The organism is Amycolatopsis sp. NPDC058340 (assembly GCF_042723975.1).
Taxonomy (GTDB): Bacteria; Actinomycetota; Actinomycetes; order Mycobacteriales; family Pseudonocardiaceae; genus Amycolatopsis.
The window spans coordinates 18,632-44,497 of record NZ_JBHXIB010000024.1 but is presented as its reverse complement, the minus strand read 5'-3'; the positions used below and the strand labels follow the sequence as shown (position 1 = coordinate 44,497).

Annotated in this window: 19 protein-coding genes; 6 read left to right on the top strand and 13 right to left on the bottom strand. The window is 69.8% G+C overall.

What is annotated here, in order from left to right; all coding sequences use genetic code 11:
- The gene (locus ACFWIW_RS24920; protein WP_378370648.1) at nucleotides 1–1,521 is read right to left on the bottom strand and encodes a GMC family oxidoreductase; all 1,521 of its coding nucleotides are present in this window, start codon (nucleotides 1,519–1,521) and stop codon (nucleotides 1–3) included.
- A gap of 165 nt (nucleotides 1,522–1,686) precedes the next feature.
- On the opposite strand from ACFWIW_RS24920, the gene ACFWIW_RS24915 reads away from it, so the two are divergent.
- Entirely contained in the window at nucleotides 1,687–2,640 is a 954-nt protein-coding gene (locus ACFWIW_RS24915) for a helix-turn-helix domain-containing protein (RefSeq protein ID WP_378370647.1), read from the top strand.
- Between the two features lie 19 nt (nucleotides 2,641–2,659).
- Here the strand turns inward: ACFWIW_RS24915 and styD are convergent, their stop codons facing one another.
- The 5 genes from styD to ACFWIW_RS24890 all read right to left on the bottom strand — a co-directional run bounded on the left by styD (nucleotide 2,660) and on the right by ACFWIW_RS24890 (nucleotide 8,818).
- Entirely contained in the window at nucleotides 2,660–4,102 is a 1,443-nt protein-coding gene (gene styD, locus ACFWIW_RS24910) for a phenylacetaldehyde dehydrogenase StyD (protein ID WP_378370646.1), read from the bottom strand.
- A 119-nt stretch (nucleotides 4,103–4,221) separates the two neighbouring features.
- Nucleotides 4,222–5,409 (bottom strand): cation:proton antiporter, encoded by a 1,188-nt coding sequence (locus ACFWIW_RS24905; protein WP_378370645.1) that lies wholly within the window; start codon nucleotides 5,407–5,409, stop codon nucleotides 4,222–4,224.
- 91 nt (nucleotides 5,410–5,500) lie between these two features.
- Nucleotides 5,501–7,771 (bottom strand): protein translocase subunit SecD, encoded by a 2,271-nt coding sequence (gene secD, locus ACFWIW_RS24900; protein ID WP_378370644.1) that lies wholly within the window; start codon nucleotides 7,769–7,771, stop codon nucleotides 5,501–5,503.
- Between the two features lie 55 nt (nucleotides 7,772–7,826).
- Nucleotides 7,827–8,213 carry a hypothetical protein gene (locus ACFWIW_RS24895; RefSeq protein WP_378370643.1) on the bottom strand — a complete coding sequence of 129 codons (387 nt, stop codon included), beginning with the start codon at nucleotides 8,211–8,213 and terminating at the stop codon, nucleotides 7,827–7,829.
- 29 nt (nucleotides 8,214–8,242) lie between these two features.
- Complete coding sequence (locus ACFWIW_RS24890; RefSeq protein WP_378370642.1) at nucleotides 8,243–8,818, bottom strand: TetR/AcrR family transcriptional regulator; 576 nt, start codon at nucleotides 8,816–8,818, stop codon at nucleotides 8,243–8,245.
- An 81-nt stretch (nucleotides 8,819–8,899) separates the two neighbouring features.
- Here ACFWIW_RS24890 and ACFWIW_RS24885 point away from each other — a divergent pair, with 81 nt between their 5' ends.
- A complete protein-coding gene (locus ACFWIW_RS24885) occupies nucleotides 8,900–9,229 on the top strand; it encodes a rhodanese-like domain-containing protein (RefSeq protein WP_016335231.1) in 330 nt (109 codons plus the stop codon).
- Here ACFWIW_RS24885 and ACFWIW_RS24880 read toward each other — a convergent pair.
- Nucleotides 9,220–9,870 carry a maleylpyruvate isomerase family mycothiol-dependent enzyme gene (locus tag ACFWIW_RS24880; RefSeq protein ID WP_378370641.1) on the bottom strand — a complete coding sequence of 217 codons (651 nt, stop codon included), beginning with the start codon at nucleotides 9,868–9,870 and terminating at the stop codon, nucleotides 9,220–9,222. The two genes, ACFWIW_RS24885 and ACFWIW_RS24880, sit on opposite strands and share 10 nt — an antisense overlap.
- 105 nt (nucleotides 9,871–9,975) lie before the next feature.
- Here ACFWIW_RS24880 and ACFWIW_RS24875 point away from each other — a divergent pair, with 105 nt between their 5' ends.
- Nucleotides 9,976–10,389 carry a RidA family protein gene (locus ACFWIW_RS24875; protein ID WP_378370701.1) on the top strand — a complete coding sequence of 138 codons (414 nt, stop codon included), beginning with the start codon at nucleotides 9,976–9,978 and terminating at the stop codon, nucleotides 10,387–10,389.
- A 134-nt stretch (nucleotides 10,390–10,523) separates the two neighbouring features.
- On the opposite strand, the gene ACFWIW_RS24870 is transcribed toward ACFWIW_RS24875, so the two are convergent.
- Complete coding sequence (locus ACFWIW_RS24870; protein ID WP_378370640.1) at nucleotides 10,524–16,904, bottom strand: hypothetical protein; 6,381 nt, start codon at nucleotides 16,902–16,904, stop codon at nucleotides 10,524–10,526.
- 237 nt (nucleotides 16,905–17,141) lie between these two features.
- Here ACFWIW_RS24870 and ACFWIW_RS24865 point away from each other — a divergent pair, with 237 nt between their 5' ends.
- On the top strand, nucleotides 17,142–18,068 hold the full coding sequence (locus ACFWIW_RS24865) for a hypothetical protein (protein WP_378370639.1): 927 nt from the start codon (nucleotides 17,142–17,144) through the stop codon (nucleotides 18,066–18,068).
- On the opposite strand, the gene ACFWIW_RS24860 is transcribed toward ACFWIW_RS24865, so the two are convergent.
- From ACFWIW_RS24860 to ACFWIW_RS24840, 5 genes are all read right to left on the bottom strand, one after another.
- Nucleotides 18,055–18,894 carry an alpha/beta fold hydrolase gene (locus ACFWIW_RS24860; protein ID WP_378370638.1) on the bottom strand — a complete coding sequence of 280 codons (840 nt, stop codon included), beginning with the start codon at nucleotides 18,892–18,894 and terminating at the stop codon, nucleotides 18,055–18,057. The genes ACFWIW_RS24865 and ACFWIW_RS24860 overlap by 14 nt on opposite strands.
- Entirely contained in the window at nucleotides 18,891–20,606 is a 1,716-nt protein-coding gene (locus ACFWIW_RS24855) for an ABC transporter ATP-binding protein (protein ID WP_378370637.1), read from the bottom strand. Before ACFWIW_RS24855 ends, ACFWIW_RS24860 begins: the two co-directional genes overlap by 4 nt.
- Nucleotides 20,603–23,125 carry an ABC transporter ATP-binding protein/permease gene (locus ACFWIW_RS24850; RefSeq protein ID WP_378370636.1) on the bottom strand — a complete coding sequence of 841 codons (2,523 nt, stop codon included), beginning with the start codon at nucleotides 23,123–23,125 and terminating at the stop codon, nucleotides 20,603–20,605. Before ACFWIW_RS24850 ends, ACFWIW_RS24855 begins: the two co-directional genes overlap by 4 nt.
- A complete protein-coding gene (locus ACFWIW_RS24845) occupies nucleotides 23,125–23,823 on the bottom strand; it encodes a TetR/AcrR family transcriptional regulator (protein ID WP_378370635.1) in 699 nt (232 codons plus the stop codon). The genes ACFWIW_RS24850 and ACFWIW_RS24845 overlap by 1 nt, the downstream gene beginning before the upstream one ends.
- Nucleotides 23,824–24,045: 222 nt before the next feature.
- Nucleotides 24,046–24,597 carry a TetR/AcrR family transcriptional regulator gene (locus ACFWIW_RS24840; RefSeq protein WP_378370634.1) on the bottom strand — a complete coding sequence of 184 codons (552 nt, stop codon included), beginning with the start codon at nucleotides 24,595–24,597 and terminating at the stop codon, nucleotides 24,046–24,048.
- Nucleotides 24,598–24,695: 98 nt separating this feature from the next.
- On the opposite strand from ACFWIW_RS24840, the gene ACFWIW_RS24835 reads away from it, so the two are divergent.
- Nucleotides 24,696–25,208, top strand: coding sequence for a carboxymuconolactone decarboxylase family protein (locus tag ACFWIW_RS24835; RefSeq protein ID WP_378370633.1), 513 nt, complete (start codon nucleotides 24,696–24,698; stop codon nucleotides 25,206–25,208).
- On the top strand, nucleotides 25,205–25,690 hold the full coding sequence (locus tag ACFWIW_RS24830) for an HPP family protein (RefSeq protein WP_378370632.1): 486 nt from the start codon (nucleotides 25,205–25,207) through the stop codon (nucleotides 25,688–25,690). The genes ACFWIW_RS24835 and ACFWIW_RS24830 overlap by 4 nt, the downstream gene beginning before the upstream one ends.
- Nucleotides 25,691–25,866: the final 176 nt, after the last annotated feature.

Sequence of the window (25,866 nt, the reverse complement as noted above, 5' to 3'; positions counted from 1 at the left end):
TCACCCGCCGGTGATCAGGTCGGCCGCCTTCTCCCCCACCATGATCGACGGCGCGTTCGTGTTGCACGAAGGCACGACCGGCATGATCGAGGCGTCCGCGACCCGCAGCCCGTCCACGCCGCGCACCCGCAGGGCCGGATCGACGACGGCAAGCTCGTCCACGCCCATCCGGCAGGTGCCGACCTGGTGGTGATACGTCCCGACCGACCGGCGGGCGAACTCGCGGATGTCCTCGCGCGTGGTGGCTTCCGGGCCGGGGGCCACCTCGCGTTTGCGCCAGGCGTCGAACGCGCGCTGGGCGCCGACTTCCCGGCTCATCTCGATCGCGTCGCACAACGCTTCGAGGTCGTACGGGTCGGCGAGGATCCGCGGATCGACCAAGGCGGGCACCGACGGGTCGGCCGAAGCCAGCCGGAGCGTGCCCCGCGATTTCGGCGCGACGATCCCGGCCGCGATGGTGTAGCCGTGTTCGGGTACTTCGTAGCCCTCAGCCGGGTAGACGAGGTGCAGGAACAACGGCTGGAGATCCGGCGCGGCCCCCGTCCAGCCCGTGCTGTCGGCGTAGAACTGGGCCTCCAGCAGGTTCGCCTTCCCTTCGGGCAACGGCTTCAGGGATTCGTAGACGACGCTGATCAGCGGGTGATCGTGCAGGTTCTCGCCGACGCCGGGGAGATTCTCGACGACATCGACACCGAGTTCGCGCAGATGCGCCGTCGGACCGATCCCGCTGCGGAGCAGGATCGCGGGCGAGCCGATCGTGCCCGCGGACAGGATGACCTCGGCGCCGGCCCGTGCCGTTCGCCGTTCTCCGCCGGCGAGGTACTCGACGCCCACGGCCCGGCCGTTTTCGACGACGACACGGTCGATCAGCGCGCCGGTGGTGACGGTGAGGGCCGGGCTGTCCAGGATCGGCGCCACGAAACTCCGCCAGGCGCTCATGCGCTTGCCGTCGCGGACGGTCATCTCGTTGAACCCGACGCCGCGCAGTTCCTCGCCGTTGAAGTCCTCGTTGCGTTTGTGCCCCGCGGCGACGGCGGCGTCGACGAACGCCCGCGCGGTCGGATGCGGTTCGGTGATCGGGCCGACCGGCAGGGGGCCGCCGGTCGCGTGATGCGCGTTCGCCCCGGTGAGATGGTCTTCCGACCGCAGGAACAGCGGCAGGACGTCGTCCCAGCCCCAGCCCGTGCAGCCCGCGGCCGCCCACCCGTCGTAATCCGTCCGATGGCCGCGCATGTAGATCATGCCGTTGAGGGAGCTGCTCCCGCCGAGCACCTTGCCGCGCGGCCAGAACAGCGAACGGTCGTTCGCGAACTTCTGCGGGACGGTGGTCACCGCCCAGTCCTGCGGTCCGGCCAGCAGCGTCGGCCAGCCCTGCGGACTGTGGATCGCCGCCGCGTCGTCCGACGGCCCGGCCTCCAGGACGTGCACCGTCCGGCCGGCGTCCACGAGCCGCCGGACCAGCGCACTTCCGGCCGAGCCCGCTCCGACGACGACGTAATCGCTGCTGGTGTCAGAACCCATGGGAACCTCTTCGCTCGTTGGTCGATCGCGCCCCCAGTGTGTGCCCGCGGTCACCGTCCGAGTTGACTCGCGGCGAACCGGACTTGCCCGAATGCGCCCTTGACCGACCGACCGTTCAGTAGTGTACGGTCGGGCTGACCTGCGCTTACTCGATGAGGAGTCCGCATGGCAGTTGCCACTGGGAAAGCCGGGGCCGCCAGGTTCGAGGACTGGGAGCACCGGATCTGCCGGACGTTCGTCCCCCTCCAGGCCCGCTGCGACGGCACCGCGGGATTCAGCGGCGGTGTCGATTCGGCGGCGCTCGGCTCGGTCGTCCTCGCCGCCGTGTCCGCGTCGCACGCGGTCGTGGAGCGCACCCGGCGGCTGATCCGCCAGGACGATCCGGAGCTGTACAAATTCGGCCTGCAGGTCAGCGGATCCAGCGTCATCGAACAGGACGACAGGCAGGCCCGGCTGCGGCCCGGGGACCTGGCCGTCTACGACACCTCGCGCCCGTACCGGATCTCGTTCAGCGACGACTTCCGCATGACCGTCGCGATGTTCCCGCGCAAACTGGTCCGCCTGCCCGAAGACCACATGGCGGGACTGACGGCCGTGCGGCTGGCGGGTGATTCCGGGCTCGGCGCCCTGATCGCCCCGCTGCTGAAGGGGCTCGGCGGTGAACTCGGCACGGCGACGACGGTCATCGCCACCCACCTCGGCGACGCGGTGGTCGATCTCGTCACCGCGGCGTTCGCCCAGCAGCTGCGGCAGCCGCTCGACGAAGACGGGCCGGCGTCGCACCGCGCGCTGCGGGCCAGGGTCGGGAAATTCGTGGACGACAACCTCGCGGATCCCGCCCTGTCGTCCAAGACGGTGGCGGACGCGCATTTCGTTTCCGTGCGATACCTGCAGAAAGTGTTCGAGGCGGAAGGCGTTTCGGTCTCCGCGATGATCCGCTCGCGACGGCTCGAACGGTGCCGCCGCGAGCTCGCCGATCCGCGGAGCCGGGAAGTTCCGATCGCCGCGATCGGCAGGCGGTGGGGTTTCCCCGACGCGGCACATTTCTCGCGGCTGTTCCGCGGCACTTTCGGTGTCTCGCCGCGGGAGTACCGCAAAACCGTGCCCGGAGGCGGGTGACCTCCGGGCACGGCCGCCGTCACAGCACCACGGTGACGACCTTTTCCTCGGTGTTGGCGAGAATCCCGCTCCACCCGAGTTCGCGGCCGACGCCACTGGACTTCATCCCGCCCCACGGCAGGGCAGGATCGATCGCCGCCCAGCCGTTGACCCAGACCGCGCCGGCGCGGATCTTGGCCGCCAGCGTGTGCGCGTTCGAGACGTCGCGGGTCCAGATGGTCGCCGCGAGGCCGTACCGGGTGTCGTTGGCGATGGCGATCGCCTCGTCGAGGGTGTCGAACGGGATCACCGCCCCGACCGGGCCGAAGATCTCCTCCCGTGCGATCACCGATCCGTAGTCCACGTCGGCGAAGATCGTGGGACGGACGAAGAATCCGGGTCCCTCGGGCTGTTCTCCGCCCGCCACGAGCCGCGCGCCGGAGGCCTTGCCCTGTTCGATGTAGTCGAGGACGCGGCGTTGCTGGTCGGCGTTCACGAGCGCGCCCATGGTCGTCGTCTCGGCGAACGGGTCGCCGAGCACCTGCGCGTCGGCCGCCTCGGCGAGCGCCGCGACCACGGTGTCGTAGTGGGACCGGTGCACGAGTACGCGCGTACCGGCCGCGCATACCTCGCCCTGGTTGAAGAACAGGCCCATCGCGATGCCCTGGATCGCCGCCTTGACGTCGGCGTCCTCCGCGACGATCTGCGGGCTCTTGCCGCCCAGTTCCAGCGTGACCCGTTTGAACGTGTCCGCGGCGGACTTCTGGATCAGCCGTCCCACCTCCGGCGAACCGGTGAAGCTGATCTTGTCGACGTCCGGATGCGCGACGAGCGCGGCACCCGCGCCGCCGCCGAGACCGGGGACGATGTTGACGACGCCCGCCGGGAAGCCCGCCTCTTCGATGAGCTTGCCCAGATGCAGGATCGACAGCGGCGCGTCCTCGGCCGGTTTGACGACCAGGGTGTTGCCCGCGGCCAGCGCCGGGCCGAGTTTCCACGCGGCGATCATCAGCGGCGTGTTCCAGGGGACGATCGCCCCGATCACGCCCACCGGCTCGCGCACGGTGTACGAGTGGGTCTTCGCCATGCCCATGTATCCCGCGGTGGGGATCGTGGCGCCCTGGATCTTGTCGGCCCAGCCGGCGAAATGGCGGAACGTGGCGATGGCGTTCGGCACGTCCAGCATCGCTGGCTGGCCCGCCGGTTTGCCGATGTCGAGCGCTTCGAGCCGGGCGAGTTCCGCCGCGTCGCGTTCGACGAGGTCGGCCAGCCGGTTCAGCAGCCGTCCGCGTTCCACGCCCGGCGTCTCGCCCCAGGCGCCCTCCAGCGCGGCCCGTGCCGCCTTCACCGCACGGTCCACGTCCTCCGGGCTCGCGTCGGCGACCCTGGCGAGCACTTCGCCCGTGGCCGGGTTGAGGTCGTCGAACGTCGCCGCCGCTTCCGACCAGGAACCGTCGATGAACAACCCGCCGGTCAAAGTCATGGGTCTCCTCCTGCTCGCGTGCCGATACTCCCGTCACGCTCACAAGAAACCCGCGCACCGACTTGCGCGTACCCGCACGGACCTTGACCAGCGACGCTCAGTCCTTTGAGGACGTCCGGTCAAGCCCGCTTCGACTTGCGGTTCAGGAACGCCGAAGCCCCGACGCCGTGCGCGACGACGCTCGCCAGCACGGTCACCGACATGACGCTCAGCGCGACATCGGCGGCGTCCCCCTCCAGTGAGTTGAAGGCCAGCAGCCCGAACACGATCGACGCCGCGCCGCGCGGGGCCAGCAGGCCGATGGTCATCCGGTCCTTCCAGCGGAAATCCGTCCGCAGCAAGGTGAGCAGCACCGGGATCAGCCGGGCGACGGTCAGCGCGACGACACCGACGAGCACGATGCCCCAGGTGAGACCGAAGGACAGCACCAGCACCGCGGTGCTGCCGAAGACGAACCACATCAGCAGCCCGCACAGCGAACTGACGTCTTCGGCGAGCCCGAGTTCCTCCTCATCGGGGTGCCGGGCGGTCTTGTAGGCGATCCCGCAGATGAACGCGGCGACGAAGCCGTTGCCGCCGATCGCGACGGCGGCGGTGTAGGTGAGCAACGGGAGGGCGACGGCCGCGACCCGCGCGGAATGCCGGGTCGACCAGCCGTGTCCGGCCGTCACGTTCATCGCCACCGCGGCCGCCGCCCCGATGACGGAACCCGCCAGCACGGCAAGCAACGCCGCCGGGATCGCGGCCTGCAACGCCTCGCCCGGCGTGTTCGCCTGGTGACGGCTCCCCGCGAGGGTGAGCGCGAAGATGAAGACCGGGGCGACGACACCGTCGTTGTAGCCGCTCTCGACGTTCAGCAGATGCCGCACGCGTTCGGGCACCCGGACGTCGTGCACCACCGAAGTCGCGGGCGCGAAATCCGTCGGGGCGATGATGCAGGCGATCAGCAGGACCGCCGCCCAGCCGAGACCCGGCAGCGTCAGCAGGCCGACGCCCATGACGATCAGGATCGTCAGCGGCAACGCGATCAGCAGCAGCCGCACCGCCGTTTTCCCGTCGTGGCCGAGGTAACCGCCCTTGACCGCGGTGGCGTCCACGAACAGCAGCAGCGCCAGGATCAGTTCCGCCGCGTTGAGCGCGATCTCGGTGTTGAGCCCGTTGCCGAGATCGTTGCGGGTGGTGAACCCGATCGCCAGCCCGGCCGCGACCATCGCCATCGGCGCGGTGATCTGCCAGCGTTCCAGCCGTGCCGCGGTCATCGTCCAAGCCAGCACGACGACCGCGCCGACGAGCACGCTCTGGATCATCTACCCGCCCCTCGTTCCCGGTGGACTCCCCTGCCACCGGGAACGAGCATAGAGGCCGGGTGGAGCGCGGCGGTCCACAAAGGAACGTCGATCACACCACCGCGCCGTTGTCGTCCCGCCGCCGTGCCGGATTCGCCTTCCGGGCGGGACGTCCGGCCCCGGGCCACCGCTTGTCGAGCAGGATCGCGACGGGCCCCGCGGTGGCCACTGTGGACACCGTGCCCGCGACGAGACCGAGCAGGAGCGCGAGGGCGAAGTCGGCCAGCGAACCGTCTCCGAGGAACAGCAACGCCCCGAGGACGAACAGCACCCCGATCCCGGTGTTGATCGTCCGCGGCAACGTCTGCAGCACCGCCGTGCCGACGACGCGCGAGAACGGCTCCTTGCGGCGTTGTCCCCGCACTTCCCGCACCCGGTCGAAGACCACCACCGAGTCGTTGACCGAATAGCCGATCACCGTCAGCAGCGCGGCGAGGAAGACCCCGTCCATGGATTTGCCCAGCCAGGCGAAGATCCCGAGGATGATCAGGACGTCCTGGGCGAGCGCGGCCACGGTGGCGAGGCCGAGCCGCCAATCGAACCGCACCGCCAGGTAGATCAGCTGCGCCAGCACCGCGAGGCCGAGCGCGATCACCGCCTTGGTGCGCAGTTCGGCGCCGAGGCTCGGGCCGATCTTCTCGTCGCGGATCTCGGTGGCGTCGCCGGCCACCCCGGCGACGGCGGTCCGGATCCGTTCGGTGGCGTCCTCGTCGATCGGCTCGGTGCGGACCGAGATGTCCTTCTCGCCGGACGTCTGCACGACGGCGCGGGGGAAGCCCGCGTCGGAGACCGCGTCCCGGACCCGCTCGACGTCGGCGGGCGCCGAAGTGCTGTATTCGACGACCCGGCCGCCGGTGAATTCGACGCCGAGATTCGGCCCGGCCACGAACAGTCCCGCGATCGCGGCGATCACGACCGCGCCCGCCACCATCAGCCAGCGTTTCGGTTTCCCGAGGAATTCGGGATCGCGGCGGTTCACCCACTGGCGGACCCGGCCTTCGTGCGTGAGCCCGGACAGCCGCGGTTTGCGCGCGACCACACCCCGCATCGTGAGATGCAGCAGCAAACGCGTCAGCACGAGCGAGATGAACAACGCGACGACGACGCCGATCGACAGCGTCACCCCGAAGCCGCGCACCGGGCCGGACGCCAGCCAGAACAGCAGACCCGCGGCGAGCAGGGTGGTCACGTTCGAATCGACGATCGCCGACAACGCGCCGCTGAACCCGCGGCTGACCGAACGTGGCAGCGAACCACCGCGTTTGACCGCGTGTTCCTCTCTCGCCCGTTCGAAGACGAGCACGGTGGCGTCGACCGCCATGCCGATGGCCAGTACGAAGCCGGCGAGCCCCGGCAAGGTCAGCGTCGCGCCGACCGCGAGCAGCGCGGCATAGGAAACGCCCGCGTACGCCACCAGCGCGCCCACGGCGATCAGCCCGGCCAGCCGGTACACCGCGAGCAGGAACAGCGCGGTCAGCGCCAGCCCGATCACGGCGGCACGGGCACTGGCGTCGATGGCGGCGGCGCCGAGCGTGGGCCCGACGGTGCGCTGCTCGATGATCTCGACCGGTGTCGGCAGCGCGCCGGCGTTGATCAACAGTGCCAGATCCTTGGCTTCGGCGGGTGAGAACCGCCCGGTGATCTGCGTGCTCCCGCCGACGATCCCGACCCCGCAGGCGACCTGCGGGCTCACCTGCGGCGACGAGATCACCTTGTCGTCGAGCGCGATCGCCACCCGGCGGGTGGGATCACCTGGCGGCGAGCACGCGGCCTGCCCGGTCAGCCGTTCCCAGGCACGACCGGAATCCCCTTTGAAATCAACCGAAACGAGCCAGCCGCCGCCCTGCGAATCGACCGACGAACGCGCCTCGTCGACGCCTTCGCCGGTCAGCGCGGCGGGTCCCAGAGTGACCGGCTGCCCGCTCTCGTCGTCGAGGACACGGGAGTCCGCGGCGCCGGGGGCGAGCACCGGATGGAAGGACAGTTGAGCGGTGCGGCCGATCACCTCGACGGCCTCGCGCGGATCCCGGACGCCGGGCAGTTCGACGATGATCCGGTTGTCCCCCGAGCGGGCCAGCATCGGCTCGGCGACACCCAGGGCGTCGACCCGGCGGCGCAGCACCTCGAGCGTCCGGTCGGTGGTCTCCGCGTCGGCGGTGACGGTGGGCGAATCCTTGGTCTCCAGCACGATCTGCGTGCCACCACGCAGATCGAGCCCCAGTCTCGGGGCGGTGGTCAGCAACAGGTACACGGTCGCGGCGAGAACGACCAGCGAGACGACGGCTCGCCCGGTCATGCCTCGCCGCGCGGTTTCGCGCGGCACGAAGTTCTCCTCGGTGATTTCCCGGTTCGGGCACGCGAGTGCGCGCCCATGAGCGTCAGACGGCTACCGGGAAAGGAGGAGCGCGATCACCCAGCGCGAGGCGGTTCGCCGTGCGCGAGGCGGGAATGGCTTCGTCGTGGAGTTCGCCGAGGCGGAGCAGCGTCGTCGACGCGGGCCCGTGCGGAACGGTGCCGAAGAGAGGCAGATCACCGTGACCGTGCACACCCAGGAGCGCGGGTTCGGCGGCGAGCCTGCCCGCGGCGCGCACCGGTGCGACGGCCTTGGAGACCGAGGAATCGATCGTCGCGTTCGCCCCGCGCGACTCATCCGCCGACGCGGAACCGCCCGAATGGAGCGCGAAGAACAGGCCGAGCGCGGTCAGCACGGCGGCGAGCAGCACCAGCACGGCCTGCCTGGCCGTCGTCCGGCTCTCCACCATCATCGACACGCTCCCGGGTTCTCGCCGACACCCTACTGGGATCCGGCCGCCCGCCACAGGCGCGTGATCCCGGCGCGGACGCGGTCCTCCCCCAGTTCCGGCAGCAGGGCGGTCAGGTGCTCGGCCGCCAGCGGGGCCAGCAGGGCGTGCGCGGCGTGCTCGGGGTCGGGTGTCCCGTCGAGCAGGATCGCGACATGCCGGTGCCAGAACCGGTAGGCCCCGATGCGGTAGCGCGCGCCGGGCGCGGCGGTTTCCGACATCCGCACCAGCGGCAGATGTTCGAGCACGTAGTCGGTGTACGCGTCGGCGAAGGCGACCAGCCGGTCGGCAGGCGGAGCGCCCGGGCCCAGCGGGGGCGGCCCGTGCAGGATTCCCTCCTGGAGCAGGCGTTCCCGCGCGTCCAGCAGCGCGACTGCGAGCCCCGCCTTGTCACCGAAGCGGCGGAAGAGCGTCCCCTTGCCCACCCCCGCGGCGGCCGCCACCTGGTCCATCGACACCGCTTCGACGCCGTGCTCGGCGAACAAGGCCGCCGCGGCGTCGAGGATCGCGGCCCGGTTGCGGGCGGCGTCGGCGCGCTCCTTGGGCGGCGGCGTGCGCAGAAGATCCAAGGGTGTTGCAGAAGCGGACTGCGGTCCGTTATGGTCGTGAGGCACATACGGACTATAGTCCGATTAACTGGAGGTAGCGACATGACCGCACTCATCACCCGTGACGAGCTGAAGGCCGCGATCGACGCGAAGACCGTGACGGTGGTCGACGCACTGGGTGGCGAGTACTACGCCAAGCAGCATCTGCCCGGCGCCGTTCCCCTCGTCCTCGCCGACGTCGACGCGCACGCCGCGACCGTGCTGCCCGATCGCGGCGCCGCCATCGTCACCTACTGCTCGAACCCCGCCTGCCCCAACAGCGGCCAGGTCGCCGACCGGCTCACCGCCCTCGGCTACACCGACGTCCGCAAGTACCGGGAAGGCATCGAGGACTGGGCCGGCGCGGGCCTGCCCCTCGAGTCTCAGGTCTGAGCAGGGACCCGCTCCCGCAGGCTCGGGACCCCGTCGCCGTCGAGTTCGGCGAGGTAGGCCGTCCGGCCGGTCATGGCCATGATCAGTGCCAAGGTCGTGCCCGAGACGAGCGGACCGGATCCGGCGGCGAAGGGGCCGTCGGTGGCTTGCAACCGCAGGCCGCCGATGCGCCCCTTCGCCGTCACCACCAGGTCCGAGCCCCCGTAGTACCCGGCCAACGCGGTGAGGACGGGGATCGGGTAGTCGCGGCGAAGGCCGAGCGGACGGCGGATGTCCTCGGCGTGCACGATCGCTTCACCCAGCATCGCGAGCTTCGGCAACGGCGGTTTCGTCGTACTGGTGACCACACGGCGGAAACGCTCCAGCGTCTCGGCACCGTCGGCGCCCATCTGCTCGGCGAGCCGCATGGCGACCTGCTTGTCGAAATCCCACCGGCAGCGGATCACCCCGATCATCCATCTCGACGGCGTGAGGCTCGCTCCCGACGTGAGATGCGCGAGCACCTCGCGCACGGTCAACCCGGCGCACAGCGACGCCGTCTCCCATTGCTCCTCGGTGAGCTCCGCGAGATCGTCCGCCAGCGCCGCACGCTCGGCGAAGATCAGCGGCCAGACCTCGGTCTTCGCTCCTGAATCCGTCATCCGGAACCCTTCCAGTCGTCGTTGTCGACGGTGAGACTCCCGACGCGGCCCGGAATCATCGGTACGTTGGAGACGATTTCCTCAGTGGCCGAGAGAAGGGGACCGATGATCCAGCGCTGGAATCCGGAGACCGTGGCGGCGCCGATCGGCCCGTACAGCCATCTGGTCCGCGTGCCCGCCGATCACGAACTCGTCGTCGTGTCCGGGCAGATCGGCGTCCTGCCCGACGGCGAACTCGCCGGGCCCGACGCCGAGTCCCAGACCCGCGCGTTGCTCGCCAACCTCGAACGGCTGCTCGAAGCCGCGGGTGCCGGACCCGAGCACCTGGTCAAGGTGTTCAGCATGCTGTCCGGCACCGAACACCTCGCCGGGTTCCGCACGGCGTTGCGTGAGACCTTCACCCGCTGGTACCCCGAAGCGGACTGGCCCGCCCAGTCGCTGATCGTCGTGGCGGCGCTGGCCAAGCCGGAGCTCGTCGTCGAGGTGGAAGCCCTGATCGCGGTGCCGCAACTCACGTGATCGAAGGCGTAACTCGCGTGATGGAAGCCGGAACTCGCGTGATCGGTGGCGGAACACCGAGTTACGCCCCTGATCACGCGAGTTACGTGCCTGATCACGCGAGTTACGCCTTCGCGCACGCCGTGCCTGACGTCCTAGGACTCCCGGCGCCTCCGTCCGGCGAGGAGCAGCAACGCGCCGATGGCCAGCATCCCGAACGCCAGCACCGTCATCGTCTTCACCGGTGAGCCGGTGACGGCCAGACCGGGCGGACGCGGGGTGGTCGGCGGCTGCGGGTTCGGTTTCTCCGGCGGCTGCGGGTTCGGCGGCGTCGGCGGCACCGGGGTGTCGGTGCCGCACTCGGGGTTCGCCGAGCCCGGCGGACAGTTGCCGCCGGGCGTGTCCGACGTGACGACGTTGCGGAGGCGGTGGTCGCCGGTCGCCGGCTTCCGCACGGTGACCGCGTAGGTGACGGTCGCCTTCTCCCCCGGCTTCAGCTCGCCCTTCCAGGTGAGCTTCGGCGCGGAGTAGGTGACCGTTCCCATGCTCGCCTTCGCGGTGCCGTCGAAGGTCGCGTCGTCCAGCACCTGGGTCAGGTCGTCGGTGAACGTCGCGTCGTCCACCACGGCCTGCCCGGTGTTCTCCACCGTGACGGTGTAAGTGACGACCTCGCCCGGCTTCGCTTCCGTCTTGTCGACCGTCTTCTTGATCTTCAAGCTGGACAACGGGGTCGTCGTGCCGCACTTCGGGTCCTTGCTGCCCGGCGGGCAGTTGCCGCCCGGGGTGTCGGAGGTGATCACGTTGGCGAGCTTGCCGTCTCCGCCGGTCTTAATGACCTTGACGCTGTACGTGACCGTCGCCGTCTGCCCGATCTCCAGATCACCCGTCCAGGTCAGCTTCGGTTCCGCGTAGGTCACCGAACCGATCGTCGCCGCACCGTCCTTCTGGAACACGGCGTCGTCGAGGACCTCGGTGAGGTCGTCGGTGAACGTCGCACCGGTCAGCTTCGTCTTGCCCGTGTTGCGCACGGTCACCGTGTACTTCACGACGTCGCCCGGGTTGGCCGTGGCCTTGTCCGCCTTCTTCTCCAGCGAGATCCCGGGCACCGGCGTGACGGTCGAACACGCCGGGTCGTCGGACTGCGGCGGGCAGGTGCCCGGAGTGTTGGTGCTGACGGTGTTCCGCAGTTCGTGATCGCCCGTCACCGGGTTCTTCACCTTCACCGAGTACTTCAGCGTGGTCGTCGCCCCGACCGGGAGATCGCCCACCCACACCAGATTCGGCGCGACGAAGGTGAACGTCCCGGCGACCGGGGCCGACGTGGCGTCGTCGGCGTAGTCGGCGTCGTCCAGCACCTCGGACAGATCGTCCGTGACCCGTGCGGCGTCCTCACCGACCAGGGGGACCTTGCCGGTGTTGGTGACGGTCACGGTGTAGGTGACGACGTCGCCCGGGTTCGCGGTCTGTTTGTCCGACGTCTTCTTGACCGTCAGTTCGCGGGACGGCACGTCCGCGACACAGTTCGGGTCGGTCGAATCCGGCGGGCAGTTGTTGCCCGGCGTGTCCGAGGTGACCACATTGGACAGTTTCTTGTCGCCGGGGTTCGGGTTCTTGATCTTGACCGTGTAGGTGATGGTCGAGGTCTGCCCGATGCCCAGCGAGCCGGTCCACGTCAGCTTCGGCGCCGCGTAGGTGACGCCACCGATCGTCGCCGCGCCGTCGTTCTGGTAGTCGGCGTCGTCGAGGACCTCGGTCATGTCGTCGGTGAAGGTGGCGCCGGCCTGTTCGGTCTGCCCGGTGTTGGTGACGGTGATCGTGTACTTCACCGTGTCACCGGGGTCGACCGACTTCTTGTCGGCGGTCTTCTTGATGAGCAGCCCGGAGACCGGCGTCGTCGTGCCGCAGTCCGGATCGGTCGAACCCGGCGGGCAGTTCCCGCCAGGGGTCTCCGAAGTGACCACATTGGACAGTTTCTTGTCGCCGTCGCCCGGGTTCTTCACCTGGACCGAGTAGGTCACCGTCGAGATGGCACCGATTTCGAGGTCGCCGGTCCAGGTCAGCTTCGGCGTCGCGTAGGTGACGCCACCGATCGTGGCGGCGCCGTCGTTCCGGTAGACGGCGTCGTCGAGCACCTGCGTCAGATCGTCGGTGAACGTCGCACCAGAGATCTTCGTCTGACCGGTGTTCCGCACCGTGACCGTGTACTTCACGACGTCACCGGGGTTCGCCGACTGCTTGTCGACCGTCTTCTTGATCTCCAGGCCCGAAACCGGCGTGGTCGTGCCGCAGTCCGGATCGGTCGAACCCGGCGGGCAGTTCCCGCCCGGCGTCTCCGACGTCACGGCGTTCTTGAGCCGGTTGTCGCCCGTGTTCGGCTTCTTCACCTTGACGGTGTAGGTCACCGTGGAGGTCTCGCCGACACCGAGGTCACCGGTCCAGGTCAGCTTCGGCGCCGCATACGTGACGCCACCGATCGTCGCCGCACCATCGTTCTGATAATCCGCATCGTCCAGCACCTGCGTCAGGTCGTCGGTGAACGTCGCACCCGAGATCTTCGTCTGGCCGGTGTTGGTGACGGTCACCGTGTACTTCACCACGTCACCGGGGTTCGCGGACTTCTTGTCGACCGACTTCTCGATCTTCAGACCGGAAACCGGTGTCGTGGTGCCGCACTTCGGATCCGTCGAACCCGGCGGGCAGTTGCCGCCCGGCGTCTCCGAGGTGACCGTGTTGATGAGCTTCTTGTCGCCCGGGACGGGGTTCTTGACCTTGACCGAGTAGGTCACTGTGGAGGTGGCGCCGATCTCCAGGTCGCCGGTCCACGTCAGCTTCGGCGCCGCGTAGGTGACGCCACCGATGGTCGCCGCACCATCGTTTTGATAGTCGGCGTCGTCGAGAACCTGCGTCAGGTCGTCGGTGAAGGTCGCACCAGAGATCTTGGTCTGCCCGGTGTTCCGGACGGTGACCGTGTACTTCACGACGTCGCCCGGATTCGCCGACTGCTTGTCCACGGACTTCTCGATCTTCAAACCGGAAACCGGTGTCGTGGTGCCGCACTTCGGATCCGTCGAACCCGGCGGACAGTTCCCACCAGGCGTCTCCGACGACACCGCGTTCTTCAGCAGGTTGTCGCCCGTGTTGGGATTCTTCACCTTGACCGAGTAGGTCACCGTCGAGATGGCACCGATCTCGAGGTCGCCCGTCCACGTCAGCTTCGGCGCCGCATAGGTGACGCCACCGATCGTCGCCGCACCGTCGTTCAGGTAATCAGCGTCGTCGAGAACCCGGGTCAGGTCATCGGTGAAGGTCGCACCGGTCAGCTTGGTCTGGCCGGTGTTCGTCACGGTCACCGTGTACTTCACGACATCGCCGGGATTCGCCGACTGCTTGTCCGCGGACTTCTCGATCAGCAGCCCGGAAACCGGCGTCGTCGTCCCGCACTTCGGATCCGTCGAACCCGGCGGACAGTTGCCACCCGGCGTCTCCGACGACACCGCGTTCTTCAGCAGGTTGTCGCCCGTGTTGGGATTCTTCACCTTGACCGAGTAGGTCACCGTCGAGATGGCACCGATCTCGAGGTCGCCCGTCCACGTCAGCTTCGGCACCGCATACGTGACGCCACCGATCGTCGCCGCACCATCGTTCAGGTAATCCGCGTCGTCGAGAACCTGCGTCAGATCGTCGGTGAACGTCGCACCGGAGATCTTCGTCTGACCGGTGTTCCGGACGGTGACCGTGTACTTCACCACGTCGCCAGGATTCGCCGACTGCTTGTCCACCGACTTCTCGATCAGCAGCCCCGAAACCGGCGTCGTCGTGCCACACTTCGGATCCGTCGAACCCGGCGGGCAGTTCCCACCCGGCGTCTCCGACGACACCGCGTTCTTCAGTACGTCATCGCCGGTATTGGGATTCTTGACCTTCACCGTGTACGTCACCGTGGACGTCTCGCCGACGCCGAGATCGCCGGTCCAGGTCAGCTTCGGCGCCGCATAGGTGACACCACCGATCGTCGCCGTGCCATCGTTCTGATAATCCGCATCGTCCAGCACCTGCGTCAGATCGTCGGTGAACGTCGCACCGGAAATCCTCGTCTGGCCCGTGTTCCGCACCGTCACCGTGTACTTCACGACATCGCCAGGATTCGCCGACTGCTTGTCCACCGACTTCTCGATCAGCAGCCCCGAAACCGGCGTCGTCGTCCCGCACTTCGGATCCGTCGAACCCGGCGGACAGTTCCCACCCGGCGTCTCCGACGTCACCACGTTCTTGAGCCGGTTGTCCCCGGTGTTCGGGTTCTTCACCTTGACCGAGTAGGTGAACTCCGCGCTCTGCCCAGCGGCGAGCGTGCCCGTCCAGGTCAGCTTCGGTTCCACATAGGACACCGAACCGGGCGACGCGGTGGCGTCGTTCTGGTAGACCGCGTCGTCGAGCACCCCGGTCAGATCGTCCACGACCTTGAGGTCCGCCGCGGTCACCTTGCCGGTGTTGGCGACGACGACCTTGTAGCGCACCGTGTCGCCGGGGTTCGCGGACTCCTTGTCCGCGGTCTTCGTCACCGTGTACGACGGCGACGGCACCTTGGTCTTCGCGCACGCGGCCGCGGGATCGTCCGGGCAGCGGTTGTCCGGCGGGACGACCGGCGGCGGCCCGGCCGGGACGGTGGCGCGGTTCACCAACTCCTTGCCGATGGCGGCTTCCTCGACCTTCACGCGCACGGTCAGCGTGGCGGTCTCCCCGACCGCGAGACCGTTCACGGCCCAGTCGATCGGCCCGGTACCGGACGCGGTGCCCTTCGAGGGAGTGGAAGACACGTAGGTCGTTCCCGGCGGCAGCGTGTCGCGCACCGTGAGCGCGGGAACGGGGATCACGCCGGTGTTCCGCAGGGTCACCTGGTAGGTCAGGGTGTCGCCGGGGATCGCCTCGGCGAGGTCGACCGTCTTCGTCAGCTGGTACCCGGGCGAGGCGACCGTGTTCCGCACCGTGTTCGACGTGCGTTCCTGCGGCCGCCCGGTGTCCTCGCCGCGGAAGGTCAGCTTGCCGGTGTTGTCGAGTTTGGTGCCGTCCGGCACCGAAGCGCCGACCTTGACCTTGAACGCGACCTTCTGCGACTGCCCCGCTTTCAGATTCCGTAGGTTGCACGTGACCACCTGCCCGGCGGCCGAACAGTCCGGATTGGACCCGGCCACGAACGTCACACCGTCGGGCAGGGTGTCGGTGAGCACGACGTTCGTCGCGGTGTCGAGGTCGTTCGTGGAGCCGTCGGCGTGCCGGTTGGCGACGTCGAAGGAGTAGGTGATCTCGCCGCCCTTGGTGACGTAGCCCGGCGGATTGTCGTCGGTGTTGCCGACCGGGTCGTTCGCCTTGGTGATCTGCAGATCCGGTTCGAGCGCGTCGGTGACGAGCCAGATCGTCTGCGGGTACAGCGCGTCGCCGACGGTGCCGATCTTCACCTGGAGCGCGGTGGTCCCCGCGGGGACCTTGCCGGTGATGTCGATGCTGCGGGCGTCGTATCCGACGTTGTTCACCGGATTGGGAGTCCGCGACGTGACGTTCGTACCCGAACCGGTGGCCGTGACCCGGTCGATGCGGCTGCTGAAGGCGTTGTTGGTCGCCACCCCACCGGGCGCGGGCATGGCGATCGTCTGCAGGCTGGCGGCGTCCGGGCCGACCTGGAGGTAGTCGCCGGTGATGGGCGCGTCGCCGTCGCCCGCGACGATGCCGAGTTCGACGTTGGGCTGGCGCGAGGTCGGGGCTTTGATGCCGCTCAGCGCGATGGTCGCCGAACTCGGCGTGCTACCACCGGCGACTCGCTGCAAACCGTCCCACACCTGCAGGTAGCGCAGCGGCTCACTGGGCAGTTCGTAGGCGACCACCAGTGACCAGCCACCCCAGCAGCCGAGGTTCGTCCCGCTGATCGACTGGCCCTGACAGGCCTGGATGTCGGCCACCGTGTACGACCCGGCACCGGCGTTCGTCACGAGCGACGTGACGTCGGCCGCGCCACCGTAGGCGTACAGCGTCGGGAAACCACCCGTCGTCGTCGCGGGGAACCAGTCGTAGTTTTCGGCGGTGATGCGCTGGTACGCGCCGGAACCCGGGGCCTTGACGGAGACCTGGTTGCCCCGGTTCCCGTCGCCGGAGGTCCCGCTGCTGGCGACCGGGTTGAACTGCCAGTACAGCCGGGCGTTGAGCACCTTCGCGCCGGCGGGGACGTTCAGGTTCGCCGCGGACGCGGTGTTGCCGGGCGCGGCCGGGTCGGTCTTGATCCACGACACCGGGCTCGCGTTGCTCGCGGACTCGTTGCAGACGACGCCGACACCGCACTGCACGACGGAGTTGGCCGCCATCGTGATGCCGCCGTGCGCCAGCCCGGAGTACACCGGCTCGGGCCCGATCGGCCGCTCGGTGCCCGCCCCACGCGGCTGGACCTGCGCGCTCGCGGGCAGCGGGGCACCCATCAGCAGGGCCACGACGACCACCGTGAGCAGTGCTGCACCCCGGCGCCACCGATTCCGCCCACGCCGTTCCGCCATGCCGCCTCCGCCTCACCCCTCGCTCCCGTCGGCCCAGGTCAGGACGGCGGGGACAGCGAGCCCAAGTGATGGTCATCCTGGGTCGGCAAGATCGCCGACGGCAAGCGGGATCAGCGGTGTCCCCTGGATAAAACCCGTTGAGTGGCCCTGAAACCCCCGGACGGGTGATGAAACACCGTCCACAACGGACAAAGTCGTGGGTGGCGTTTCGACCCGAAAACTGCCATCGTCGAACGCGTGATCGAAATTCCTTATCGCGGCTCCGGCCCTTATTGCTATACCCATTCCCTCGCGATGATGCTCGGCTCGGCGGCCCCGGGAGCCGACGTGCTCGAAACCGTCACCGGCAGCCCCTTCGGCATGCAGCTGGCCGGCGGAACGCTGCCGTTCTTCGACGCCTTCGGCTGGGATCCCGATCTCGGGATCGGCGAGGCGCTCGACGTCCTCGGCTGGAGCGCGGAAACGACGAACGAGCCGGATCCGGACGCCGCGTTCGCCCGGCTCGTCGAGCGCCTTTCCGAGGGGCCGGTCCTGATCGGCCCGGTCGAAATGGGGCACCTGCGCCACCAGCCGGGAATGACCGGCCCGATCGGCGCCGACCATTTCCTGGTCGCGCTCGCCGCGGACGACGAGTCCGTCACCGCCCACGACCCGCAGGGATATCCGTACGCGCGGATCCCGCGGGCGGATTTCGCCGCCGCTTGGCTCGCCGAAACCGTCGCCTACGGCAAACCGCACACCATGCGGACGAATTTCGTGCGGCACGCCGTCGTCTCGGAAGAAGCCGCGATCGTCGCGGCCCTCCCCCGGGCGATCAGGCGGCTCAGCGGCGAGAAGGACACCGGGCTCCCGCCCGCCACGGTGGGCAACGGCGACGCCGCCCTCGCGCTCGCCGCCCGCATCGGCGACGGCTGCGACCCGGAGCTGCGCGGGCTGCTCGTCCATTTCGTGGTGCGTCTCGGCGCACGACGGACGAACGACGCCGCGACCTGCCTGCGCCGGGTCGGCCGCGAAGACGCGGCCGCCGTCCTCACCAGGCAGGCGCGGCTGATCGGCTCGTTGCAGTACGACCTCGTCGTCGAGGACGACGCACGGGCCGCCGCGACCCTCCGGACACTCGCCCCGACCTACGAAGAACTGCGGCTCGCGCTCACGTCATCCTGACGATCTCGCGGACGATCACCTCGGGCTCGGTCTTCGGGACGTAGTGACCGGAGCGCTCCGCGATCACGTGCCTGCCGTCGGGCGAAAGGGTCACCCGGTGGGCGTGGGACGCGTTCGCCCGCGCACGCATCCCGCCTCCGAGGCCGCCGGACACGACCGTGAGCGGGATGTCCCCGAGTACCGGCGGATCGTGCCGCCAGAGGGCCAGTTCGTCGAGGTAGGTGCGGGCCTGTTCCCGGTGGGTCCGCATCGTCCCGACGGTGAACGCCTCGCGTTCGAGGTCGCGGCGGACGTCGTCCGGGATGTCCCGCAGCAGACCCCGGAAGACGACCTTGAGCAGGCCCAGCCGCGCCAGCACGGCACCGGCCCCGAGAAAGACGCGTTCACCGGTGCGGAAGGCCCGGCCGAAGAGCACTTCCGCCGCTTCGTCGGTCGGGTCGACCAGCACCAGCCCGGCGATCCGCTCCGGACGGCGGGCGGCGGCCTGCCGCACGATCGGCCCGCCAGCGCTGTGCCCGGCGAGGATGTACGGTCCCGGGCCGAAATGGTCGAGAACGTCGTTGAGGTCGTCGGCCATCCGGCGCAGCGTGCGGCCGCCGGGATCGGGGGCGCTGCGGCCGAGCCCGGAACGGTCGTAGGCGATCGCGCGGGTGTGGCGGCCGACCTCCGGCTGGACCGCCGCCCAGGACGACCGGGTGGCGGCCGCACCCGCTTCGAAGACGACCGTCGGCCCGCTGAAGCCCTCCGGTCCCGGGTGCACCATCGCGTAGAGCCGCCTGCCGTCGCGGGTGACCACCCATTCCGGCTCACCTTGGGTGTGGGTCATCGCGCGGTGATCCGCCAGCCGGTGGCGTCGAGCTGCCGCCGCCAGAACTCGGCGAAACGTCCTTGCGCCGCAAGGAGTTCCTCGACGCTGCCCGCTTCGGCGATCCGCCCGTCTTCGAGGAAGAGCACCCGGTCGGCGTGCCGGATCCCGGCGATCCGATGGGTGACGATCACCCGCGTCCTCGGCACGGGATCGGCGCTGAGCGAGCGGACCACGGCGTCCTCGTTCTCGGTGTCGAGCGCGCTGGTTGCCTCGTCGACGAGCAGCACGGGCGCCGGTTTGAGCAGCGCGCGGGCGATGGACACCCGCTGCCGCTCCCCGCCGGAGAGCGCGGTGCCCGCCTCGCCGACGGCCGTGTGTCCCATCAGTTCGCCGACCTTGGCGAACCCGGCGACCTCGGCGACCCGCTCGTCGCTCGCCGAGGGATCCCCCGCGAGCACGTTGTCCCGCACCGATCCTTCGAAGAGATACGGCTGCTGGAAGACGAAGGTGACGAGATCACGGCGGCCGTCGGCGGACAGCTCCGCGAGATCCGTGCCGTCGGCGAGCACGCGTCCGCTGGTGGGCCGGTGCAGACCGGCGAGCAGCGCGAGCACGGTGCTCTTGCCCGAACCGGACGGTCCGACGATCGCGGTCGTCGTCCCCGGTTCCAGGGTGACGTCGAAGTCCTCCAGCACGTTCTCCGTATCCGGCGAGTACCGGAAACCGACCTTCTCGAACCGGATCAGCGGTGCCTTCGCCGGTGCCGCGGCCTCCCCCGCCGGGGCCACGGGCGCGGTGAGCACGGTGCGGATGCGGCCGAGCGTGGTGGTGGCGGTCTCGATACCGGGCGCGAGATCCCCGAGCGCGGTGAACGGTTCGAGGTACCGGGCGATCACGACGATGAGCGCGACGGCCTCGGGCACGCTCAGCACGCCTCGCGTGGTGAGCAGGACGGTCGTGCCCGCGAGCAGGATCAGCGCGAGCTGGCCGGCGACGCCGAACAGCACCTGCCCCGGGATCTGCAGCCGGAGCAGCCGGACGGTCGCGCCGTGATGTGCGGTGAGCGCCGCGCCCGCGTGACTGCGCGCGGGCTCGACGCGGCGGGCGGCGCGCAACGTCTGCTGGGTGCGGGCGAACTCGACGATCCGTTCGGTCAGCGTGGTGTTCGCCTCCGCCGTCGCCCGGTCGGCGCGCCGGGTGATCCGCCCGGTCGCCCACAGCGCGCCCAGCAGGACCGGCACCCCGGCCAGCGCGGCGACGCCGAGCGGCCAGGCGATCGGCAGCAGGGCCAGCGCGATCGCGATCGGCAGGAGGACCGCGCCGATGAGCGGGGTGAGCAGGTAGCCGGCCAGGCCGACGAGGTCGGGACCGGTGGCGGCGACGGCCTGCCGGGCGGTCTGGGTGTGCTCACCGTCCAACCAGGACAGCCGGACTTCCGTCAGCCGCTCGGCGACGTCGTGCTGGGCGTGGTCCAGCACCCCGAAGCCGAGTTCGAATCCGAGCCGCCCCACGACGGCGTCGACGGCCCAGCCCGCCACGGTGACACCCGCGAGCGCGCCGAGCCACGCCAGCGCGTCCGACGGTTCCGCGCCGAACAAGGCACCCACGAGCGGCACCAGCAGGACGGCACCGGCGGCACGCAGGAGCACCGAAAGCACGGCGAGCACGACATAACGCCGGAAGGCAGGGCGTTTCGCCCCGGGGATCAGGCCAAGGAGCGTGCGGATCACGCGGTCACCCCCACACCGGCACCGGCCTGCCACAAGCGGGCGTACCGCCCTTCCGCGGCCAGAAGTTCTTCGTGGGTCCCGCTTTCCGCGATCTCCCCGCGATCGAGGACGACTATCCGGTCGGCGCCGGTGACCGTGTGCAGGCGATGGGCGATGACCAGGACGGTGCGGCCCGCGGTGAGCCGGTCGAGTGCTCGCCGCACGAGATACTCCGACTCGGGATCGGCGAAGGCGGTCGCCTCGTCGAGGACGAGGACGGGGGCGTCGGCGAGGATCGCGCGGGCGATGGCCACCCGCTGGCGTTCCCCGCCGGACAACTGGGAACCGGCACCGAGGACCGTGTCGTAACCCTGGGGCATCCGGAGGATCCGCTCGTGGATCTGCGCGTCACGGGCCGCGGCGACGATTTGCTCTTCGGTGGCGCCGGGGACGGCGAGGGCGATGTTCTCCCGCACGGTCCCTTGGACCAGTTGCGGATCCTGCAGTACGAATCCGACCCGGCCGTAGAGTTCATCGGCGGCGAAGGAACGGACGTCCCGGCCGCCGACCCGGATCGCCCCCTCGGTGACGTCATGGAACCGCGCGACGAGGGCGGCGAGCGTCGATTTCCCCGCTCCCGACGGGCCGACCAGCGCGGTCACCGTGCCGGGGCGCAAGGTCAGGGAAACGTTCTCCAGCACGGGAACGCCGGTGCGGTAGGCGAAGCCCACCCGGTCCAGTTCCACGGTTCCCGGCTCAACGCGGTCGCGGGCTTCCAGCTCCATTGTGGACAGTTCGGGTTCGTCGAGCACGACCTGGATCCGGCGGGCGGCCAGCATTCCCTCGCGAACACCGCCGAGACCGTAGCCGATGCCCAGCAGCCGCGCGCCGAAAGTGGTGCCCAGTACCAGGAACGGGATCAGCGTCACCGGTTCCATTCCGCCACCCACCACCATCGGCACACCGGCGCCGGTGATCAGGAGCAGGAAGGTGGCGGGCCGGGTGGCGAAGTCCAGCATGGTCTTCTTGCCGGTGAACGGACGCTGCCAGTCGCCGAGGAAACCGATGTACTCGTCGAGCCGCCGCCGGAACGACGAGGCCGCGGTGCCGCCGAACACGCGGATCACCGGCTGCCCCTCCAGGTACGCGCCCGCCTCGCCCGCCATCCGTTCGGCCCAGCGCATCGCCTGGCCGGTCTTGGGTCCCGATTGGACGACCATGATCGACGTGGTGACGAGGTAGACGAGGATCGGGACGAGCAGGACGAGGGCGAGCCGCCAGTCCACCGCGAACAGATAGGCGAGCACCGCGATCGGCGCGACCACGGCCGCCACCGCGTCGGGGACGGCGTGCGTGACCAGGTAGTGGAGCGAGAGCGTGTCGCCCTGTACGAGTTTCGCGACCGTGCCCGAACCCCGGGCGGTGAACCAGCCCAGCGGCAGGCGCGCGAGTTTGCCCAGCAGGCGTTGACGCAGGTCGCGGGCGAACCGCGCGTCGGCAGCGTGCAGCCAGAGCACGACCGCGGACTCCAGCAGGGTGCCGACGCCGAGCAGGACCAGCGCCGGGACACCGAGCGCCCACAGCGATTCGCCGCCCGTGAGCAGCCGCCGGACCAGTTCCACCAGCAGCACGAAGGGCGCGAGGCCGATCAACGTCACGACGGCCTGCAGGATCCCGGCGAAGATCAGCGTGCGCCGCACCGGCGCGAGCAGCCGTCCGGCCGCCTGTGCCCGCCACGCTCCCTTCGGCGCCGCTTCGACGGGCTTCGGGGCGTCGGCGGCCGGCTCTTCCTTCTCCCCGCGGAAGGCGCCCATGGCCCGGCCGTAGTACCAGTACGCCCGGCCGTGCACCTCCGACTTGGGGAAGCCGAACGCCTCACGCAACCGCGTCTTCAGCTGTTTGAACGAACCGGCTTCCGTCGCGATCCACGCCTGCCAGTCCGACCAGTCCCGCGTCTCGATCGCCGACGCCAGCGAAGTCGCGTCGAGGCGCGGCACCCAGTGCACGGTCAGCCGCGCGTGCGAGCCCAGCGGGATCAGCCTGTCGGACTCGTCGTGTTCTTCGAGGTACAGCTCGATCGGGAGGTCGGCCGGGACCACCTCGAGGATCGCGTTGATCGCCGGGATCGACGCCGAGTCGCCGATCAGCAGGTAACCGGCGGGAGGTTCGGCGGGGACCGAGAACGACGAGGAACCCAGTGACACCACCGGAACCTTCGATCCAGGGCGAGCCTCACGCAGCCATCGCGACGCCGGACCGGCGGGCTCGTGCAGGACGACGTCGATCGCGAACGTGCCTGCTTCCGGGTCGGCCTCGGTGAGCGTGTACGCGCGCTGGAACTCCGTCGTGCCGCCTTCCGGATCCGGGAACCAGAACCGGAGCCAGGCGGCCGGCTCCACGACGACGTCCTCGAACAACGTCGGCGAGACGAACCGCACCCGCACGAAGCGCGGCGTGATCTCTTCGGTCTCGACGACGGTCGCCTCGTGGTCTCTCGCCCCGAAACCGCGCATCACCGCGCCTTGGAATCCGCGCGCCATCACAAACCCTCCCCCGTGGCCGCCAGATCGGCCACCATCTCGGCGACCGGCCTCCCCGGCGGGCAGGACCCGACCAGCCCACGGATCGACGCGGTCAGCAGCAGCCGCACGTATTCGGGCCGCGGCACCTGCGGCAGCGCGGCGGACGGTTCGGCGAGCCGGTCGTCGCGGGACAACCGGTCGCGGACCGCCTGCCGTTCCCGGTCGAGCCCGTCGCCGTCGGCCTCCTCGGCGGCCGCGCTGTTCTCCTCGGACACGGTCATCGCGATGGTCATCGACGCGACCGCACCACTGAGCACGATCGCCGCGCCGGGCTCGTAGCCCCGGCGGACGAGGGCGTCGACCTCGGTGTTCAGCAGCCGCTGACCGCCGTCACCGCGCGGGAACAGCAGTTGCAGATAGCCGGCGAGGCCCGGATGCTCCAGCATGAAGCCCCGCATCTGCAGCGCGAAGGACAGCAGATGCCGTTCGAGGCCGTGGCGTGGATCGTCCCGGAGCCGAAGCTCGGCCAGGATGCTCTCCCCGACCAGTCGCTCCAGCCCCCAACGGCCGTCGACGTGGCGATAGAGGGCGGTCGCGGTCACCCCCAGCCGGACCGCGACCGCCTTGACGCTGAGCCTGCGCATCCCGAGCTCGCGACCGGCCCGCACGATGTCGTCCACCGCGACCGTGGCCGGACGGCCACCGATGTTCGGCATCTCGCCCCCCTGGAAAGTTATAGGGGGAAACTAAGGGTCGGCTAACCTGATGTCAAGGACGTCTTCGAAGGGGCCCGATGCGGCTACCGCCTTCCCGCGTTCGGGCGTGATTTCGCCGAACTTCGACCAGGGTTCCCAATGTCGCATCAGGGACACTCAGCGTCTCAAATGCGACATTGGGAACCCTCGAACCGAAGCCGCTCAGCTCGGCACAGCAAGCGCTCAGCGCAACAGAGCCGCGGCGATCGCCTTCCCGCGAAGAGCCGCATCCGGCGCGTTCTCACGGACGGCCGTCACGATCGAGCCGTCCACGATCAGGACGAGCTGAGCGGCGAGTTCGCCCGCGTCGGCACGGCCGGCGTCGGCGAGCAGACCGGCGAGGTATGCGGTCAGCGCGGCCTTGTGCTCGGCGGCGACGGCATGCACGGGGCTCGCCGGATCCGCCGTCTCCACCATGGTGTTGATGAAGGCGCAACCACGGAAGTCCTTGCGGGAGAAGCGTTCGAAGAGGGCATCGAAGACCGCGAGCGTCCGATCCTCCGGAGCGAGACGGTAGCCGTCGACAGTGCCGGAGAGCCAGTCCCGCCAGGTGCGATCCCGTTCCCGCAGTACCGCTTCGACCAGTGCTTCCTTACTCGGGAAATGCCGGTACAGCGACGCCTTGCCGACGCCCGACTCCTCCAGGATGCGATCGATGCCGACCGCGCGGATGCCTTCGGCGTAGAACAGCTCCTCGGCCGTGCTCAGCAGCCTCTCGCGCGCTCGGGTTCCCACGGGCAAAACAGTACCACTCTGTACCGAATTGGTTGACCGCAGACGGTACGGCTCTGTACCTTCCTGTTCGGAACAGACCTGTACCGTTTGGAGTGACCGTGCCCCGCATCCCCCAGCTCACCGAGCATCCGTTGCTGACCGACGTCCGCGCCCAGCTCGGCCGGGTGCCCAACCTCTACGCCGCGATGGCCAACGGCCCGGCGGCGTTGAGCGGCTACCTCGCCTTGCGCGACGCGCTCACCCGCGGCGAACTGACCGCGCGCGAGCGCGAGTTGCTCGCGCTGTTCACCGCGCAGCGCAACGAATGCGGTTACTGCCTCGCCGCGCATACCTTCCGCGGCGAGAAGATGCGCATCCCCGCCGACGAACTGGACAAGGCCCGCGAGGCGGACAGCCCCGATCCGCACACCCGCGCGGTGCTCCGGCTGGCCGACGCCGTCATGGCCCACCGCGGCCGCATCCCCGACGAGCGGTTGGCCGAGGCCCGCGCCGACGGCGTCACCGACGCACAGGTCGCCGAAGTGGTCGCGCATATCGCGCTCAATGTGCTGTCCAACTACTTCAACCACGTGGCCGAGCCCGACCTCGACTTCCCCGAGGTGTCCAGGTGAGACACACCTTGCCGATCCTGCTGACCGCGGTGGGCGCGGGCGGGGTGGCCGCCGCGGGGATGGGCTCCGGTGTCGGGGCGGCGGCGTCGGCACCGTTCGCCGCCAGTCTCGCCCTGGTGCTGGCCAATCCGGCGCTCCCGTCCGCCCGGCCGGTCACGGTCTTCGGCGGCCACGCGCTCGCCGTCGTGGCCGGGCGCCTCGCCGCGTTCGTGCTGCCGCCGGGTCCGGTCGCCATCGCGGTCGCGGCGGCCGCCGGATTCGGCGCCATGCTCCTCTTCCGGGTGGTGCACCCGCCCGCCGTCGCCTCCGGCTGCCTGATGGTCCTGCAACCGTGGCACACCGGCGTGGTCCTGATCGGCGCGGCGGCGGTGCTCGGCGTCGCGTTGTCCCTGCGCACCAGGTTCAGCCGTGACACCGGCGGGGCCGCCGGAAGCGGCCCCGCCGATGGTTCCCTCCCCGCCCCGGCCGGCGAGTCTCAGTGATTTCAGAACGTGATGACGGAACCGGAGCGGGTAGTCCTTCGCCGGCGCGGGCGAGCCACCGATGCTCTTGCCGTGGACGTCTCCGGCGGGCAAGGGCGCGACATCGGCCGGGGCGATGGCATCAAGGATGCCCGCCGCCTGAGCCCGACCATTTGAAGAAACCGCCTCTCATCTGC

What these genes read in the sequence shown, in the direction of transcription:
- ACFWIW_RS24860 (WP_378370638.1), bottom strand. Translation starts at nt 18,894, where the DNA reads ATGACCCACACCCAAGGTGAGCCGGAATGGGTGGTCACCCGCGACGGC.
- ACFWIW_RS24845 (WP_378370635.1), bottom strand. Translation starts at nt 23,823, where the DNA reads ATGCCGAACATCGGTGGCCGTCCGGCCACGGTCGCGGTGGACGACATC.
- styD (WP_378370646.1), bottom strand. Translation starts at nt 4,102, where the DNA reads ATGACTTTGACCGGCGGGTTGTTCATCGACGGTTCCTGGTCGGAAGCG.
- ACFWIW_RS24850 (WP_378370636.1), bottom strand. Translation starts at nt 23,125, where the DNA reads ATGGCGCGCGGATTCCAAGGCGCGGTGATGCGCGGTTTCGGGGCGAGA.
- ACFWIW_RS24915 (WP_378370647.1), top strand. Translation starts at nt 1,687, where the DNA reads ATGGCAGTTGCCACTGGGAAAGCCGGGGCCGCCAGGTTCGAGGACTGG.
- ACFWIW_RS24895 (WP_378370643.1), bottom strand. Translation starts at nt 8,213, where the DNA reads ATGATGGTGGAGAGCCGGACGACGGCCAGGCAGGCCGTGCTGGTGCTG.
- ACFWIW_RS24905 (WP_378370645.1), bottom strand. Translation starts at nt 5,409, where the DNA reads ATGATCCAGAGCGTGCTCGTCGGCGCGGTCGTCGTGCTGGCTTGGACG.
- ACFWIW_RS24870 (WP_378370640.1), bottom strand. Translation starts at nt 16,904, where the DNA reads ATGGCGGAACGGCGTGGGCGGAATCGGTGGCGCCGGGGTGCAGCACTG.
- ACFWIW_RS24875 (WP_378370701.1), top strand. Translation starts at nt 9,976, where the DNA reads ATGATCCAGCGCTGGAATCCGGAGACCGTGGCGGCGCCGATCGGCCCG.
- ACFWIW_RS24885 (WP_016335231.1), top strand. Translation starts at nt 8,900, where the DNA reads ATGACCGCACTCATCACCCGTGACGAGCTGAAGGCCGCGATCGACGCG.
- ACFWIW_RS24880 (WP_378370641.1), bottom strand. Translation starts at nt 9,870, where the DNA reads ATGACGGATTCAGGAGCGAAGACCGAGGTCTGGCCGCTGATCTTCGCC.
- ACFWIW_RS24920 (WP_378370648.1), bottom strand. Translation starts at nt 1,521, where the DNA reads ATGGGTTCTGACACCAGCAGCGATTACGTCGTCGTCGGAGCGGGCTCG.